The organism is Sphingomonas adhaesiva, assembly GCF_036946305.1.
In the GTDB taxonomy this organism is placed as follows: Bacteria; Pseudomonadota; Alphaproteobacteria; order Sphingomonadales; family Sphingomonadaceae; genus Sphingomonas; species Sphingomonas adhaesiva_B.
On sequence record NZ_JAQIJJ010000008.1, the window covers coordinates 160,290 to 175,950 of the forward strand.

Below are 15,661 nucleotides of genomic sequence, written 5' to 3' on the forward strand. Positions count from 1 at the left end.
GCTAGGTCATTGAACGGTCGTGAAACCCGCGAAGGTGAGCACCGCTGCCCCCGCCGCCGTCCCGGCGACCGCCGACGAGCGTCCCGCGCGCGACATGCTGCTGGAGGCGGCGAGCGTGCTGATGATAGCGCAAGGAACGTCGGACGTGTCGCTCCACGCCATCGCGCGCCACGCCGGGGTGACGGCGCCGCTGGTCAAATATTATTTCGGCAGCAAGGAAGGGTTGCTGGTCGCGCTGGTCGAACGCGACACCGCGCGTTCGCTCGCGCAATTGCAGGACCTGCTGGCGATGGACATCGATCCGGTCGCCAAGCTGCGGCTCCACATCACCGGGATCGTCCGCAATTATGCGCGCCACCCCTATCTCAACGCGCTGCTCGGCCAGCTGGTGCGCGGATCGGGCAATGCCGCGTCGGAGCGGATCCGTGCCAGCTTCGTCACCCCGTTGATCGAGGCGCAGCGCCGCATCGTCGAGGAAGGCGTCGCCGCCGGGCAGTTCCGCGCGGTCGACCCGGACCATCTCTACTTCCTGATCGTCGGCGCGTGCCAGTATCTGTTCGCGGTGCGGGTGCCGTTCGGCGCGATGATGGGCGGACGGCATCTGGACGAACCGTTCGCGCGCACCTTTGCGAAGACGGTGGTGGACGTGGTCCTGAACGGCCTTCGCGCCTGACCGGCGTTCCGGCGCGCGATCAGTCCGCGTCGCTGCCGATCGGCATCCCCGGCGGCACCTCGACCGCACCGGCGGGATCCTTCAGCGCCGCGGCCAGCGCCTCCGTATCGAGCAGCAGCCGCGCGGTCGCCAGCGCCCAGGCGCGATCGGCCGGATCGGCGAAGGATCGCGCCGGCTGCTTCGTCGCCCAGTCGCGCAGCGCCTGGTCGATCGCGGTCGCGGCCTCGCTGCCGGTCGCCGGTGCCCGCGCGGCGCGTGCGAGGGTCAGCACGATGCGCGTGCCGACGGCGCGGCGGACCGCGGCCAGCCGCGGGGACGCGACGGGCGCGTCGGTCGTGGCGAGCAGCCGCGCCGCGATGCGATCGGCGCCGGGGATCGCGGCCATGCGGCGATGCTGGTCCGCCAGCCGGGCGAGGCGTTCCGGTGCCAGCAGCGCGTCCAGCGTGACCTGCGCCGCCACCTGCGCCGCCACCAGCGGGTCGAACACCGCGTCGCCGCCGGCGGTGCGCATCACCTCGATATCGGTCTGGCGGTCGCTCCTGCCCGACCATCCCGCGGACAGCTGCGCGATCAGCCGGTCGGGTACGTCGAGCGCCGCGGGTGCGAGCGTGGCGAGCAGCGCATCCAGCGCACGCTGCTGCGCCGCGGGATCGACCGGATCGGCGGCCAGCGAGGCGCTGTCGGCGACCGCATAGGTGGAGGTGACGCCGCCCAGCGACTTGGCCGCGGCCTCCACCTGATAGCGGTGGAGCAGCCAGATCGGCACGAACTTGCGGCGCAGGTTGGCGACCGGCTCGCCCGCGGCGAGCGCGGCGGGGCCGAAGCGCGCGACCGCGGCGGCGCGCACCGTCATCATGCGGCGCAGTTCCGCCACCGCATCGCCGCCGTCGTCCCACAGGCTGCCCCAGGGCTGCGCCGTGGCGACGTCGCGCGCATTCTCGTCCGACACGAAGCGCAGGCCGCGGCGTTCCGCATCCGCCGCCTTGGCGCGCGCGGCGGCATCGGGATCGGCCCCGGCCGGATCGCCGTACAGCCAGTCGATCGCATAGCGATCCCAGCTGCCCAGCCCGACCCCATAGGCGTCCGACAGGTCCGGCGCGCCATCGACCAGCGTGACGCGCGGCGCGGGATAATCCATCACCGAAGCGCGATCCTGCGTGCTGCCCGCGAAATTGTGCAGCAGGCCCAGCGCATGGCCGACCTCGTGCGCGGCGAGCTGGCGGATCCGCGCCAGCGCCACCGTGGCGGGGTCGTTGGGGCCGCCCTTGCCGGTGCCGGCGGCACCGACCAGCCCTTCGTAGATCAGGATATCCTGCCGCACGCGCAGCGACCCCAGCAGCACCGATCCCTTCAGGATCTCGCCGGTGCGCGGATCGGCGACCGCATAGCCATAGGACCAGCCGCGCGTCGCGCGATTGACCCAGTTGACGACATTGTAGCGCAGGTCGAGCGGGTCGGCGCCATCGGGCAGGATCTCCACGCGATAGGCGTCGATATAGCCGGCGGCGTCGAACGCGGCCTTCCACCACGAGGCGCCTTCGAGCAGCGCGGTGCGGATCGGCTCCGGCGCGGCATTGTCGATGTAGAAGACGATCGGCTTCTTCACGCGCGAGCGCGGCGCCGTGGGATCGAGCTTCTCCAGCCGGAAGCGGTTGGCGAGACTCTGCACGATCTGCCCGCCGAGCGGGGCGGCGAAGTTCAGCGTCTGGGTGGAGAAGCTGCCGCCGCGCGGATCGAACGCGCGCGGGACATAGCCTGCGTCCGGCAGTGCCGCGAAGCTGTGGCGCACGACCAGCGTCACCTGACGCGGATCGGGCGCGATGTTGCGCACCTCCGCGCCGGGCGTGTCGCTGGCATAGGTCTGGCGCGCCTCGAACTCCAGGTTCAGCGGGAAGGCGCGGACCGCGTCGGGATCGGCGGCGCTGAGCGCGTCGACCAGCTTCCACCCTTTCTCTCCGCCGCTGTTGAGCTGTGCGGCGATGTCGCGCGTGTCACGCGCCAGGAACGGGGCGATGTCGACCAGCAGGCGGCCGTCGGCACCCTCCACCGCATCCCCCAGCCACACGGTCGAGGTGGCGAAGGCATCGGCGGCGGCGGCCTGTTCGGCGGGCGTGGCCCCGGTGGCGCGGAAACGCGGGTTCTCCAGCTCGAACGCCACCTTCCGGCCGAGGCGGCGGACGACCAGGATCCGCGCCGGGCCGGGCTGCGCGCGGTCGAGGCCGATCGGGGCGGAGCCGAGCCCGGTGCGCAGCGCGGTGACGTAGAGCATCCGCGCCGCGATGCCGTTCGCGCCCGGTGCGGGCAGCGACAGCAGGATGCGCCCGCCCGCGCGATCGACATGGACGGGGAACAGCCCCTCGTGCCGCTCGGTCCCGGCCAGCGGGTCGCGCGGGCGCTCCGCCGCGCCGCGTTCCTGCTTCGCGGCAACCACCGCGGGCGTGGCGACCAGAACGCCGATCATCGTGGCGACACGCAACATCTTCTTCCCCATGCCGATACCCTAGAGCCGGGTCGGGGGAGCGCAAGCCGCGGAAATGTCGTGCATGGCTTGCGCGCCACCCGTGCGGCGGCGCATGGCCGGCGGATCGAGGAGAGACGATGCCCGCCGACCTGAACGCCCTGCGCCGCGACGCCGCCCGCTGGCTGACCGATCTGGAGCACGCCGCGACGGCGCTGGCGACGCGGGTCGCGCAGCGCGGCGCGGCGGCGCCCGACCGGGTGCAGGTGGAATGTTTCGACCTCGCCTGGGCCGCGGCGGACCGGCGCGCGGCGCAGGCCGGGCTGGCCGCGGACGGCCCGCTGGCGGGCGCGCTGGGCGTGCTGTTCGCGACCGAGGCGGGGGAGGGCGCACTCGCCCGGCTGGACGCGGTGGCGCGCGCGTGCGGCGAGGCGGCGGACGAGGAAGCGCTCGCCGCCTTGCGCGCGGCGCCGGCGTGGCGTGCGCTGCTGCGCGCGGTGGCGGTGCCCGATGCGCTCGACCGCGTCGGCGCGGCGGTGATCGAGCGCGGCGACGACGGCGACGACCTGCCGCTCGACGAGGCGACGCAGATGGCGCGCGATGCGTTCGCGCGGCTGGCGGCGGAGGTGGTGGCGCCGCTGGCGGGGGCGATCCATCGCGACGACCTGACCGTGCCCGACGCGATCCTGACGCCGATGCGCGACATGGGCGCGTTCGGGCTGGCGATCCCGGACGACTTCGGCGGCGTCGCGGTCGACGAGCAGACCGCCGCGGTGACGATGGTCGCGGTGACCGAGGTGCTGTCGGAGGCGTCGCTTGCGGCGGCAGGGAGCCTGATCACGCGGCCCGAGATCCTGTCGCGTGCGCTGCTGGCGGGCGGGACCGAGGCGCAGAAGCACGACTGGCTGCCGCGGATCGCGGCGGGGCGGCCGCTGTGCGCGATCGCGATCACCGAGCCGGACTATGGCTCCGACGTCGCCGCGTTGCAACTGCGGGCGACGCGGGTGCCGGGCGGGTGGCGGCTGGACGGCGCGAAGACGTGGTGCACCTTCGCGGGCAAAGCGGAATTGCTGATGGTGGTGGCGCGCACCGGCGGCGAGGGGCACCGCGGGCTGTCGCTGATGATGGTCGAGAAGCCGTCCGACGATGGCCATGCCTTTGCGCATGTCCAGCCCGGCGGCGGGCGCATGGAGGGACGCGCGATCGCCACCATCGGCTATCGCGGGATGCATTCGTTCGATTTGTCGTTCGATGCGTGGTTCGTCGCCGACGATCGCGTGATCGGCGAAGAGGGCGGGGTGGGGCGCGGCTTCTACCTGACGATGGCGGGGATGACGGGCGGGCGGATGCAGACCGCGGCGCGCGCCTCGGGCGTGATGCGCGCGGCGGTGCGCGCGGCGATCGCGCATGCGCGCGACCGGCGGGTGTTCGGCGCCGCGCTGGGCGACTATCCGCTGACCCGCGCCAAGATCGCGCGGATGGCGGCACGCGCGATGGCGTGCCGGCGGCTGGCGTTCGAGGTGGCGCGCGGCCGCGATCCCGCCGCCGCCTCGTTCGAGGCGGCGCTGGCGAAGCTGATCGCCTGCCGCTCCGCGGAAGCGGTGACGCGCGAGGCGCTGCAGATCCACGGCGGGCTGGGCTATGCCGAGGAAACCGCGGTCAGCCGGCTGTTCGTCGACGCGCGCGTGTTGTCGATCTTCGAGGGCGCGGAGGAGACGCTGGCGCTGAAGGTGGTGGGACGCGGGTTGCTGGAGCGGGCGGTTTAGGGCCTACCGTCAGCCTCGCGTGACGTCGCCCTCACCCTTCCCACCCGGCTGCGCCGGGCGGGCCCCTTCCCTCTCCCGGCGGGAGAGGGAGGGAGGCGCGCAGCGCCGGAAGGGTGAGGGTGATGCGTCCTTCACGCCTGCGCCGCACCGAATTCGGAGCGCTGGCGGCGCGGCTGGCCTTCGCCGCGGCGGTTGAGTGCCTGGCTGATGCGGTCGAGCAGCTCGGACCGGCGATAGGGCTTGCTCAGCACGTCGGTGGTGCGCGCGCGCGGACCGTTGATGACCAGCTCCTCGTTATAGCCGGTGGTCATCAGCACCGACACCTGCGGATCGCGCTCGGTGATCGCGTCCGCCAGCATCAGCCCGTTCATCCCGCCCGGCATGACCAGATCGGTGAACAGCAGGTCGATGCGATGCTGCGCATGCGTCGCGTCGAAGAAGCGCAGCCCCTCGTCGCCGCTGATCGCGGTCGAGACGCGATATCCGGCGCTCTCCAGGATCTCGCGTGCGATCGCCAGCACCTCGTCATTGTCCTCCACCACCAGCACGTGCGGCGGACTGCCGTCACCCGAGGGCAGCGCCTGTGCCGGGACGTGCTGGCGCGGCGCGGCGTCCTCACGGTCCGCGCGCATCACCGGGAACAGCATGCGGATGCGCGTGCCGCGCCCCGGCTCGCTGTCGATCTCCAGCCGCCCGCCCGACTGGCGCGCGAACCCGCTGGCCATCGCGAGCCCCAGCCCGGTGCCCTTGCCGACGCCCTTGGTGGTGAAGAACGGCTCGGACGCGCGCTCGCGCACGTCGGCGCTCATGCCATGGCCCTCGTCCTCCACCTGGAGCGCGACATAGTCGCCCGGTGCGAGATCGACCGAATCGTCGCCCGCGAACCCATAGGGAAGCGTGGAGATCGTCACCAGCCCGCCATCGGGCATCGCGTCGCGCGCGTTGTTGACGATGTTGAGCAACGCCATCTCCAGCTGGTCGGGATCGACCACGACATGCGGCAGGCGGCGGCGCAGGCTAAGATGGATGTCGACCTGCTTGTTGACCGAGCTTTCGATCAGGTCGGAAAACTCGCTGACCAGCTGCGACAGGTCGAGGGGGCGCGGCTCCAGCCGGGTCTTGCGCGCGAAGGCCAGCAACTGGCGCGTCAGCTTCGCGCCGCGCTCCGCCGCGGATTGCGCGGCGGCGACGTAGCGTTTCACGCGCTCGGGGTCGTTGGTGGCGGCGACCAGCTCCAGATTGCCGTTCACGACCTGTAGCAGGTTGTTGAAATCGTGCGCCAGCCCGGCGGTCAGCTGGCCGATCGACTCCATCTTCTGCGCCTGGCGATAGCTCTGCTCGGTGTTGCGGCGGCGCGTGACGTCGAGCTGGCTGGCGAAGAAATAGCGCAGCGCGCCCTCCTTGTCATAGACCGGGCCGATGAACACCGCATTCCAGAACGGCGAGCCGTCGCGGCGGTAGTTGAGCAGCTCCAGCGCGATCGCCGAGCGCTTCTCCACCGCCTCGCGCAATTCCGCGACCGCGTGGCGATCGGTCTGCGCACCCTGGAGGAAGCGGCAGTTGCGCCCGAGAACCTCGTCCTCCTCATAGCCGGTAAGGTCGAAGAACGCCTTGTTGGCGAAGACGATCGGATTGTCGTCCAGATTGGGATCGGTCAGGATCATCGGCATCCGCGTCATCTCGATCGCGGCGAAGAACACGCCGCCCCGATCGCTGAGGTCGGCGTCGGTGATCGTGCTTTCGCGCCAGTGATGCAGGCCGGGGCGCTCGATCGGCTCGCTGGCGCCGGTGTCCATCGATCCCCCGGCCGGGCGCCCGGCGGCGAGGCCGGTGGGGTCCATGTCACGATGGGAGTCGGGGCCGCCGCCGGTATCGTCGTCGATCATGCGGGCGAGCGTTGGCAATGGTTTGCGGGCAAGGCAAGCACGAAGCGCGTGCCATGCCGGTGCGGTGGCGGTCACAACGCGAACTAAGTCGCTTGCCCGAGCGGGGGCGACGGGCGCAGCCTTCACGCTCGGAGGTTCGTCGACGGGCGGCATCCAGCGTCCGCGACACTCCGGAACGGAGGGAAGTCACATGGCCTATGCCGATCAGGTTCCCGGTTCGCGGCGCATCACGACGATCGCGGGCGTTGCGCTGATCCACGGTATCATCGGTTATGCGTTCGTCACGGGCATGATGGTGGACGTGGTGCGCGGGGTGACGCGCACGCTGACGACGACCAACGTGCCGCTGCCGGTCGATCCGCCGCCGCCGCAGCCGCGCGACCTGCCCAAGCCGCAGCAGCCGGTGCGACAGACCACGACGACCACGACGACGATCATCGACCTGCCGCCGATCGAACGGCCCTATGTCGAGCCGGTGCAGCCGTTCCGGCTTGATCCGCTGCCCGATGCGACGGGCACGCCGCAGCCGCAACCGCAGCCGTCGGTGACCCCGGCAAGCAGGGCGAGCGGGGTCCGCACCAGGGGCACACGCAGCGAATGGATCACGACCGAGGACTATCCGTCCTCCGCGATCCGCGCCGAGGAGCAGGGGACCGTCGCGATCACGGTCGCGATCGATGCCGACGGCCGCGTGACGTCGTGCACCGTGACGCAGTCGAGCGGGTCGGCGGCGCTCGATCAGGCGACGTGCCGGCTCTATGCGAAACGCGCGCGGTTCGAGCCGGCGCGCGACGATGGCGGGGCGCGCGTCGCGTCGACGTACAGCGACCGGGTGCGCTGGCAACTGCCGCGATGAGGTGAGGGCGCCGCGCCCGCTCCGGTCTAGGCGCCGGGGCGGGCGCGGCGCATCATCCCCTGCGCGCTCGCCATGTGATGCGCGTGGCAGATCGCGACCGCGAGCGCATCGGCGGCGTCGGGGCCGGCGAGCTTCGCGCCGGGCAGCAGCACCGCCATCATCGCCTGGATCTGGCGCTTCTCCGCGCCGCCGGTGCCGACCACCGCCTTCTTGACGGTGGAGGGATGATATTCGCCGATCGCCAGCCCCGATCCCCCCGCCGCCAGCAGCACGACGCCGCGCGCCTGCCCCAGCTTCAGCGTGGATTGCGCGTTGGTGTTGCCCAGCACCTCCTCCACCGCGGCACCGTCGGGGCGCTCGGCACGGATGACGTCGATCAGCGCGGTGTAGAGGTTGGTGAGGCGACGCGGCAGCGGAGCGGACGGATCGGTGCGGATCTGGCCGTTGGCGATGTGCGACAGGCGATTGCCCTCCGCCCGGATGACGCCCCAGCCGGTGGTGCCGAGACCGGGGTCGAGGCCAAGGATCAGCATGGGGTGTTCACGCGACGACACGACGACGCGAAGAAGAAGGTGGGTTCACGCGGCGGCGCGGAGACGCGGAGAGGGTGCGTGTGGGGCGGCGGACACGCGTCATCACGGATGGTGCGCGGATGACGGCCGCTGCGCGGCATGGCAAACATCAAAGCCCCTCCCCTTTAGGGGAGGGGTTGGGGTGGGGGACGGACCAGCGACCGGGTTGGTTCTTCAGCGCGGCCACGATCGTGAGCAGGACGCCTTCCATGTTGTCGCGGACATCCGTGTTGGTGAAGCGGAGGGTGAGGAAACCTTGGTGGGCGAGCGCTTGGTCGCGAACCGCATCCCTTTCAATATTATGCGTGTTGCCGTCGACCTCCACGATCAACCCCTTCGCCGGGCAGAAGAAGTCGCAGATGTAGGGCGCAATCACGTGCTGGCGGCGGAACTTGAAGCCGAGGCGGGAGGCGGACAGTGCGCGCCACAAGCGCTTTTCCCACTCCGTAGGGTTGCGGCGCATGTCCGCCGCTCTCGCCTGTCGCTCCCTATCGCTCGTCACTGCCCCACCCCTAGCCCCTCCCCTGAAGGGGAGGGGGACATCGGCATCACCCCAGCTTGGCCATCACCTCGTCGGACACCTCGTAATTGCCCCATACCGTCTGAACGTCGTCGTCGTCGTCCAGCGCGTCGATCAGCTTGAACAGCGTCGCGGCGTCGCCCTCGGCCACGTCGACCATCGTCTGCGGGCGCCAGGCGAGTTTCGCGCCCTCGGCCTCGCCCAGCACCGGCTCCAGCGCCTTGGCGACTTCGTGCAGCGCGCCCTGTTCGGTCCAGATCTCATGGCCTTCCTCGGTCGAGGTGACGTCTTCCGCCCCCGCCTCCAGCGCGGCCTCGAACACCTTTTCGGCGTCGCCAGCCGTGGCGGGATAGGTGATCAGGCCCATCCGGTCGAAGCCGTGACTGACCGATCCGCTCGCGCCCAGATTGCCGCCGTTCTTGCTGACCGCGGTGCGCACGTTGGTGGCGGTGCGGTTGCGATTGTCGGTCAGCGCCTCGATGATGAGGCTGACGCCGCCGGGGCCGAAGCCCTCGTAGCGGATTTCCTCGTAATTCTCCGTGTCGCCCTTCGACGCCTTGTCGATCGCGCGCTGGATATTGTCCTTGGGCATCGACTGCGCCTTGGCGGCGTTGACCGCGGCGCGCAGCCGCGGGTTCATGTCGGGGTCGGGCAGACCCATCTTGGCCGCGACCGTGATCTCGCGGCTGAGCTTGGAGAACATGCCGGAGCGCTTCTTGTCCTGCGCGCCCTTGCGATGCATGATGTTCTTGAACTTGGAATGGCCTGCCATGGTCGCCTCTGACGGATAATCCCGTGCCTTTAGGCTGCCGGACCCGCGTTCGCCAAGCGATCGATTTTATCCTCCAGCGTCGCCAGACGGTCGGCGACCAGCAGGTCCAGCTTCTCGTGCAGGCGCAGGATCTCCAGCTCGGCCCGCAAATTCGTCTCGTAATCCAGGCTGGCGGCGAGTCGGTCCTTCGCCGCCTGGCGGTTCTGGCTCATCATGATGACCGGCGCCTGGATCGCGGCCAGCGTCGACAGCATCAGGTTGAGGAAGATGTAGGGATAGGGATCGAACTGCCACCCGAATCGCGCCAGCACGTCGGTGTTGAGCAGCATCCAGCCGATCAGCACCACCGTGAAGGCGATGATGAAGCCCCAGGAACCGCCGATCGCGGCCACCTTGTCGGCCAGCCGGTCGCCGACGCTGGCGCGCAAATCCGCCTCGTCCGCGGCATCGCGCGCGACCAGCGTGCCCGCGTCGATACTGTCGAGGACGCGGCGCTCCTCCGCGTCGAGCGCATGGGGAGCCTTGCGCAACAGGCGCAAGGCGAGGTCGGCGATCGGCGGGCGCTGGGCCATGACGGTTCCGTTCCGAAAGGTGCGGACGCGCCCTAGACCCGCGCGCGACGATCGCCAACCCGCCGCAAACCCCTTGCTCCCGACCGGGATGATGGGCCACACGGGCGGCGATCATGACCGTTAGCGTGGACATGGGCACCGATACGTCGGGCGCGCCCGTGACGATGGACCTCGAAGAACTGCTCGCCACCCGCCTGCTCGTCCAGGGCAATTCGGGGTCGGGAAAGTCGCATCTGCTGCGCCGGCTGCTGGAGCGCTCCGCCGGGCAGGTGCAGCAGGTGGTGATCGATCCGGAGGGCGACTTCGTCACGCTGTCCGAACGCTATGGCCATGTCGTGATCGAAGGCGCCGATTATGCCGAGCGCGAGGTGGCACGAATCGCCGCTCGCCTTCGCGAACATCGCGCCAGCGTGGTGCTGTCGCTGGAAGGGCTGGAGGCGGAGGGGCAGATGCGCTGCGCCGCCGGTTTCCTGAACGCGCTGTTCGATGCGCCGCGCGAACATTGGTATCCCGCGCTGGTGGTGGTGGACGAGGCGCAATTGTTTGCTCCTACGACGGGCGGCGAGGTGGCGGAGGAGGTGCGCCGCGCCTCGCTCAGCGCGATGACCAACCTGATGTGCCGCGGGCGCAAGCGCGGCCTCGCCGGGGTGATCGCGACGCAGCGGCTGGCGAAGCTGGCCAAGAACGTCGCGGCAGAGGCGAGCAACTTCCTGATGGGGCGCACCTTCCTCGACATCGACATGGCGCGCGCCGCCGATCTGCTGGGGATGGAACGGCGGCAGGCGGAGACGATCCGCGATCTGGCGCGCGGCACCTTTCTGGCGCTGGGGCCGGCGGTATCGCGGCGCCCGCTGACGGTGCGGATCGGCGCGGTCGAGACGCAGGCGCGCAGCGGCAGCCCCAAGCTGGTGCCGCTGCCGCAGGCGGGCGCGGTCGATATGGCGGCGCTGCTGGACGTGACGCCCGACGCGGCACCGACGCTGCCCATGACGTTCGATCCGCGCCCGCGGCGTGTGCCGGAACAGGAATTGCTGGCGGAGATCGCGACGCCGGCCGCTCCGGCGACGCCCGCACCGACCCTGCCCGAGCGATCGGACGAGGAGGTCGAGACGGTCTATGCCGAGGTGCTGCGCGCGATCGTCGCCGATGGCGAGAGCGAGGGGCGTCCCGCCGCGGTGCTGTTCCAGGATTTCCAGGTACGCTGCCGGATGGCCGGCGTGGCGCGCCCGGCGCTGGACCTGCCCGCGTTCAGCCGGCGGCTGTCGTGCGCGCGCGCGGGCATCTTCGCGCCCAACGCGCCGGAATGGGCCGACGTGCTGGCGCTGGCACAGGGGCTGCCCGACGACATGCTGGGCGCGTTCCTGCTGGTGGCGCGCGCGGCGCGCGACGGCGAGCCGTGCCCGTCCGACGGCGAGATCGCGCATACCTATGGCACCAGCTCGATTGGGCGGGTGAAGCGGCTGATCGGCTATATCGAGAGCCGCGACCTGTTCGTGACGCGGACCGACCTGTCGGGCAAACGCTCGATCACGATCCCGCATCTGGGATGGACGACCGCGGCGGCGGAAGCGGCGTGAACCTTCTTCACCCCTCCCCTTCAGGGGAGGGGACGGGGGTGGGGCAGTCAAGGGCGGCATTCTCGGTGAGACATCCCCCACCCCCAACCCCTCCCCTGAAGGGGAGGGGCTTAGATGACGTTACTTCACCTCCAGCGCCTGGGTCACGGTTGCGACCTTTTCGGTCAGCGCGCCGTAGATGATGCTGCCGCCCAGCCCGACCGCGGCGATGATGGTCAGCACGATGCCGACATATTGGAACATCGAGGAAAAGGCGCGCGAGCGTTCGACGCTGCGCGCCATCCGCGCTTCGTGCGCCAGCCGGTTTTCGGCACGCCGTTCGGTGCCCGCATCCTGCGCCTTCGGCTGCGGGCGGCCGGCGAGCCGCGGTTCGTCGATGAGCGCCTTGACCGAGATGCGGTCCTGCGTGCGCACGCCGAAGAAGCGGCCCTTGCCCCACATCACCCGACCGACGATCACGATCGTGCCGCGGCGGACCTCGATATAGCTGCCCGGCGCGGGCGGCGTGTCGCACCCGCCCATCAGCCCGCGCGACGATACGTTGTGGATCACCACGTCGGTCCACGCGCTGCCGACGCGCATGCGCGACGGGATCAGGACGGTGATCCGCTCCTCACGCGGGCGGAAGCCGGTTTGCAACTTTGCCAGCACTTGGGGGACCTGCTCCACTTTGGTTCGGTCGACGGCAAATGCGACCGAAAGACCCAAGATGGCGTTAACGCGCGCGTATCCGTCCCCCGCAGCCGAACCGGTGTCAGAGCATCCCGAGCGCCTGCATATAGACCTCCAGGATCGACTGTTCTTCCTGATATTCCTCGCGCTTTTTCTTGCGGATCTGCAAGATCTTGCGGATCGCCTTGGCATCGTAGCCGCGGCTTTTCGCCTCTGCCATCACGTCCTTGATGTCGTCGGCGATGCCCTTCTTTTCCTCTTCGAGGCGCTCCGCGCGCTCGATCAGCAGCCGCAGCTCGTCCGCCGCGACCTGCCCGCCGCCCATGCCCTCGCCACGTTCCTCTGCCATGTACCTGTCCCCGCAATGAAAGACGCCGCCCGCGCCGCCGCGCGAATCGGGCGCGGTGCGGCGGACGGCGTGGTTGAGCCCTGTATGGGTGCGGCGGCGCGTCTATCGCCCCGCGCCGCCGCGCTCAAGCCTCACGCGGCCGGGCGTTTGGCGACGACGCCCCTGTGCATCACGAAGTCGACCTGCTCCAGCCGGCGCACGTCGTCGAGCGGGGAGCCGGTGACCGCGATGATGTCGGCGCGCTTGCCCGGCGCCAGCACGCCCACGTCGTCGCGCCCCAGCACGGTGGCGGCGTCGACGGTGGCGCTGCGGATCGCCTGCGCCGGCGTCATCCCCAAGTCCATCAGCTGCGCGAACTCGGTCGCATTGTCGCCGTGCTTCGACACGCCGGTGTCGGTGCCGAAGGCGAACTTCACGCCCGCGGCCAGCGCGCGCTTGTGGCTGGCGTGCATCGCGGCGGCGGCGGCCTCCGCCTTGGGGATGGTGGCGGGCGGCAGCGCGCCCGCGCGCGCCTGCGCCAGCGCGGCGATCGGTGCGATCTCGGTCGGGATCAGCCATGCGCCCTTGGTCTTGAACAAGCGGATCGTCTCGTCGTCGAGATAGCTGCCATGCTCGATCGAATCGACGCCCGCCTCCAGTGCGGCCTTGGTGCCCTCCGCCGCATGGCTGTGCGCGGTCGCCTTGCGCCCCAGCGCGTGCGCGGTCTCGACGATGGCGCGCATCTCCTCGGGCGTCATCGCGCGGCCCAGCCCGCCGGCGACGTTGGACAGCACGCCTCCGGTCGCGGCGAACTTGATGACCTGCGCGCCCAGCCCGACCTGCTGGCGCACCGCGCGGCGGCATTCGTCGGGGCCGTCGCACACGTTGATCTGGTGCGCATGGACCGCGTCCGCCCATTCGGACGCGAGGCCATTGGTGCCGTCGCCGTGCCCACCGCTGACCGAGATCATCGTGCCGGCGTTGACGATGCTCGGCCCCTCCACGTCGCCGCGCTCGATCGCGTCGCGCAGCGCGCGGATGCCGCGTGCGTTGCCGCCCAGATCGCGCACCGTGGTGAAGCCGGCCGCCAGTGTCTTCTTCGCATTGCCGACGCTGGTCATCATGTCGTCCGCGTCGTCGATGTTCATCCGCGTCAGCCGCTCGCGCAGCGGATCGCCGCCGATGCCCCACAGGTGGACATGCAGGTCGATCAGCCCGGGCATCACGAACTGGCGCGACAAATCGACCAGCGCCGCACCGGCGGGCGGGGCGACGAAGCCGTCGCGCACCTCCGCCACCATGCCGTCGCGCACCACGATCGTGCTGTTGCCGCGCGGCGCCTGCCCGGGCCGGTCGAGCAGGCTGCCGGCGTGAATATAGGTGACCTGCGGCGCGGTGGCGGCGGTGGTCGTCGCGCTCTGCGCCGCGGCGGGCACGGCCAGCACGACCGCCAGCGCGGTGGCGAGTGATTTCAGCATCTTCCCCATGTCTCCCTGTTGTCGCAACGGACTAGCGCGGCGGGGCGGGATGCTTCAACACCCGTCGCGATGCGGAGGGCGGATGTGAACGAGGTGGAAGCGATCGCGGCGCGGCTGGCGGAGGCGCGGCGCACGCGCACGGCGCTGGCCGAGTTTCCGGGCACGGTGCCGACGACGCTGGAGGCGGCCTATGCGATCCAGCGCGCCGGGATCGCGCGGCGCGGCATCGACGCGATCGCGGGATGGAAGGTGGGGCGCATCCCGCCCGCGCTGGCGGAGCGGCTGGGGGAGGATCGCTTCGTCGGGCCGGTGTTCCGCGACGGCGTGGCGGACGCACCGGCGCAGGGCGAGGCGGTGTTCCCGGTGTTCGACGGCGGATCGGCGGCGTTCGAGGCGGAAGTGGCGGTGGTGCTGGGCGCGCTGCCCGATGGCGTGTCGGCGGCGACGCCGGACCGGGCACGCGGGTGGATCGTCACGGCGCACATCGCAGTCGAGGTGGCGGGCAGCCCGGTGGCGACGCTGCCGTCGCTGGGCGCGTTCGGCTCGATCCCGGATCAGGGCAACAACAACGGCCAGATCATCGGTGCGGCGATCCCGGTGGCGGCGCTCGACGATCCCGCGGCGCTGACCTGCACGACCCGGATCGACGGGGTCGAGGTCGCGCGCGCATCGGCGTCGGCGCTGCCTGGCGGGCCGCTGGCGGCGCTCGCCTTTGCCGCGCGGCGGGTGGCGCGCATGGGGTTGCGGCTGGAACCCGGGCAGTTCGTGTCGACCGGGGCGATCACCGGGGTGCATGCGGTGCGCGCCGGGCAGGCGTGCGTCGCCGATTTCGGGCACCGCGGCACGATCGCGTGCCGTAGCCGGGCGATGTGACCCGCGGCATCACCTGCCGCGCCACGCCAGCGACTGGCGGTTGAGCGCGGCCATCTCGATTTCGCCGCGCGCCGCCGCCTCGCCCAGCGCGATCGCGCGCGCCAGAAGGTCGGGCGGCGCGTGGCGATAGGCGGGGCGGCCCGCGATCCGGTCGTACCAGCACCCGCCACAGGCATGGTCGAGCAGGATGCGCTGGAAGCAATGGTCCGCGGACACCGGCCAGCCGCGCGGGCCGGCCAGCGCGGGCAGCGTAGTGCGCGTCAGCGTCAGCCAGTCGTGTTCCAGGGCGGTGCGGTCGGTCGTCATGGCGCCTCGTCGCGCGGCCGGGGGTGCGACGCGCGACGGGGAAGCGCATCAGCCGCGGCGATGTTTCGCGGCGCGGTGATGGCCGATCGCGCAGCCGGCGGCGGCACCGGCGACCGCATGACCCTTGCCGACCATATGGCCCGCGACGGCACCGACCGCGGCACCCTTCAGGCAGCCCTTGGCCTCGGCCGGGCCGGCGGCGAGCGCGAGGCCGGCGAGCGCCAGCGCGAGGGGAGCATAGGCTTTCATGGCGTTCCTTCTCCTTTTTCGTATCGATGAAGGGAAGGTAGCCGCGCGCGGCCGTCATGACGGTGACGGGGCGATGAACTTTCGGTCAGGGGCGTGAAAACCC

General features: G+C 71.0%; 16 protein-coding genes. 5 read left to right on the forward strand and 11 right to left on the reverse strand.

Features of this window, described 5'->3' with window-relative positions:
* Positions 1-34 precede the first annotated feature (34 nt).
* Entirely contained in the window at positions 35-673 is a 639-nt protein-coding gene (locus PGN14_RS14260; protein ID WP_335300254.1) for a TetR family transcriptional regulator, read from the forward strand.
* A 19-nt stretch (positions 674-692) separates the two neighbouring features.
* Here the strand turns inward: PGN14_RS14260 and PGN14_RS14265 are convergent, their stop codons facing one another.
* Positions 693-3,164: a zinc-dependent metalloprotease gene (locus PGN14_RS14265; RefSeq protein WP_335300255.1), complete on the reverse strand. Its 2,472-nt coding sequence runs from the start codon at positions 3,162-3,164 to the stop codon at positions 693-695.
* A 107-nt stretch (positions 3,165-3,271) separates the two neighbouring features.
* Between PGN14_RS14265 and PGN14_RS14270 the strand changes: the two genes are divergently transcribed.
* Positions 3,272-4,897 (forward strand): acyl-CoA dehydrogenase family protein, encoded by a 1,626-nt coding sequence (locus PGN14_RS14270; RefSeq protein ID WP_335300256.1) that lies wholly within the window; start codon positions 3,272-3,274, stop codon positions 4,895-4,897.
* 131 nt (positions 4,898-5,028) lie between these two features.
* On the opposite strand, the gene PGN14_RS14275 is transcribed toward PGN14_RS14270, so the two are convergent.
* Positions 5,029-6,783, reverse strand: a complete 1,755-nt coding sequence (locus PGN14_RS14275; RefSeq protein ID WP_335300257.1) for a histidine kinase famiy protein — start codon at positions 6,781-6,783, stop codon at positions 5,029-5,031.
* Positions 6,784-6,973: 190 nt separating this feature from the next.
* On the opposite strand from PGN14_RS14275, the gene PGN14_RS14280 reads away from it, so the two are divergent.
* Positions 6,974-7,639, forward strand: a complete 666-nt coding sequence (locus PGN14_RS14280) for an energy transducer TonB (RefSeq protein WP_335300258.1) — start codon at positions 6,974-6,976, stop codon at positions 7,637-7,639.
* Between the two features lie 26 nt (positions 7,640-7,665).
* Here the strand turns inward: PGN14_RS14280 and ruvC are convergent, their stop codons facing one another.
* The 4 genes from ruvC to PGN14_RS14300 all read right to left on the reverse strand — a co-directional run bounded on the left by ruvC (position 7,666) and on the right by PGN14_RS14300 (position 10,075).
* Positions 7,666-8,172, reverse strand: a complete 507-nt coding sequence (ruvC, locus tag PGN14_RS14285) for a crossover junction endodeoxyribonuclease RuvC (RefSeq protein WP_335300259.1) — start codon at positions 8,170-8,172, stop codon at positions 7,666-7,668.
* 148 nt (positions 8,173-8,320) lie between these two features.
* Positions 8,321-8,674: an endonuclease domain-containing protein gene (locus PGN14_RS14290; RefSeq protein WP_335300260.1), complete on the reverse strand. Its 354-nt coding sequence runs from the start codon at positions 8,672-8,674 to the stop codon at positions 8,321-8,323.
* 85 nt (positions 8,675-8,759) lie between these two features.
* Entirely contained in the window at positions 8,760-9,503 is a 744-nt protein-coding gene (locus PGN14_RS14295) for a YebC/PmpR family DNA-binding transcriptional regulator (protein WP_335300261.1), read from the reverse strand.
* A 29-nt stretch (positions 9,504-9,532) separates the two neighbouring features.
* Entirely contained in the window at positions 9,533-10,075 is a 543-nt protein-coding gene (locus tag PGN14_RS14300; RefSeq protein ID WP_335300262.1) for a DUF1003 domain-containing protein, read from the reverse strand.
* A 113-nt stretch (positions 10,076-10,188) separates the two neighbouring features.
* Between PGN14_RS14300 and PGN14_RS14305 the strand changes: the two genes are divergently transcribed.
* Positions 10,189-11,652, forward strand: coding sequence for an ATP-binding protein (locus PGN14_RS14305; protein ID WP_335300263.1), 1,464 nt, complete (start codon positions 10,189-10,191; stop codon positions 11,650-11,652).
* 120 nt (positions 11,653-11,772) lie between these two features.
* On the opposite strand, the gene PGN14_RS14310 is transcribed toward PGN14_RS14305, so the two are convergent.
* From PGN14_RS14310 to PGN14_RS14320, 3 genes are all read right to left on the reverse strand, one after another.
* Positions 11,773-12,303: a PilZ domain-containing protein gene (locus tag PGN14_RS14310; protein ID WP_335300264.1), complete on the reverse strand. Its 531-nt coding sequence runs from the start codon at positions 12,301-12,303 to the stop codon at positions 11,773-11,775.
* A 103-nt stretch (positions 12,304-12,406) separates the two neighbouring features.
* Positions 12,407-12,673: a DUF2312 domain-containing protein gene (locus tag PGN14_RS14315; protein WP_335300265.1), complete on the reverse strand. Its 267-nt coding sequence runs from the start codon at positions 12,671-12,673 to the stop codon at positions 12,407-12,409.
* Between the two features lie 131 nt (positions 12,674-12,804).
* Positions 12,805-14,130: a metal-dependent hydrolase family protein gene (locus PGN14_RS14320; protein WP_335300266.1), complete on the reverse strand. Its 1,326-nt coding sequence runs from the start codon at positions 14,128-14,130 to the stop codon at positions 12,805-12,807.
* Positions 14,131-14,214: 84 nt separating this feature from the next.
* Here PGN14_RS14320 and PGN14_RS14325 point away from each other — a divergent pair, with 84 nt between their 5' ends.
* On the forward strand, positions 14,215-15,003 hold the full coding sequence (locus PGN14_RS14325) for a 2-keto-4-pentenoate hydratase (protein ID WP_335300267.1): 789 nt from the start codon (positions 14,215-14,217) through the stop codon (positions 15,001-15,003).
* A gap of 9 nt (positions 15,004-15,012) precedes the next feature.
* On the opposite strand, the gene PGN14_RS14330 is transcribed toward PGN14_RS14325, so the two are convergent.
* Together PGN14_RS14330 and PGN14_RS14335 are read right to left on the reverse strand one after the other, a co-directional pair.
* Positions 15,013-15,309 (reverse strand): GCN5-related N-acetyltransferase, encoded by a 297-nt coding sequence (locus PGN14_RS14330; protein ID WP_335300268.1) that lies wholly within the window; start codon positions 15,307-15,309, stop codon positions 15,013-15,015.
* 48 nt (positions 15,310-15,357) lie between these two features.
* On the reverse strand, positions 15,358-15,558 hold the full coding sequence (locus PGN14_RS14335; protein WP_335300269.1) for a hypothetical protein: 201 nt from the start codon (positions 15,556-15,558) through the stop codon (positions 15,358-15,360).
* Between the last annotated feature and the right edge of the window lie 103 nt (positions 15,559-15,661).

Coding starts and splice junctions, on each gene's coding strand:
- PGN14_RS14265 (WP_335300255.1), bottom strand. CDS start 3,164: ATGGGGAAGAAGATGTTGCGTGTCGCCACGATGATCGGCGTTCTGGTC.
- PGN14_RS14290 (WP_335300260.1), bottom strand. CDS start 8,674: ATGCGCCGCAACCCTACGGAGTGGGAAAAGCGCTTGTGGCGCGCACTG.
- PGN14_RS14330 (WP_335300268.1), bottom strand. CDS start 15,309: ATGACGACCGACCGCACCGCCCTGGAACACGACTGGCTGACGCTGACG.
- PGN14_RS14270 (WP_335300256.1), top strand. CDS start 3,272: ATGCCCGCCGACCTGAACGCCCTGCGCCGCGACGCCGCCCGCTGGCTG.
- PGN14_RS14300 (WP_335300262.1), bottom strand. CDS start 10,075: ATGGCCCAGCGCCCGCCGATCGCCGACCTCGCCTTGCGCCTGTTGCGC.
- PGN14_RS14315 (WP_335300265.1), bottom strand. CDS start 12,673: ATGGCAGAGGAACGTGGCGAGGGCATGGGCGGCGGGCAGGTCGCGGCG.
- PGN14_RS14305 (WP_335300263.1), top strand. CDS start 10,189: ATGACCGTTAGCGTGGACATGGGCACCGATACGTCGGGCGCGCCCGTG.
- PGN14_RS14335 (WP_335300269.1), bottom strand. CDS start 15,558: ATGAAAGCCTATGCTCCCCTCGCGCTGGCGCTCGCCGGCCTCGCGCTC.
- ruvC (WP_335300259.1), bottom strand. CDS start 8,172: ATGCTGATCCTTGGCCTCGACCCCGGTCTCGGCACCACCGGCTGGGGC.
- PGN14_RS14295 (WP_335300261.1), bottom strand. CDS start 9,503: ATGGCAGGCCATTCCAAGTTCAAGAACATCATGCATCGCAAGGGCGCG.
- PGN14_RS14320 (WP_335300266.1), bottom strand. CDS start 14,130: ATGCTGAAATCACTCGCCACCGCGCTGGCGGTCGTGCTGGCCGTGCCC.
- PGN14_RS14275 (WP_335300257.1), bottom strand. CDS start 6,783: ATGATCGACGACGATACCGGCGGCGGCCCCGACTCCCATCGTGACATG.
- PGN14_RS14280 (WP_335300258.1), top strand. CDS start 6,974: ATGGCCTATGCCGATCAGGTTCCCGGTTCGCGGCGCATCACGACGATC.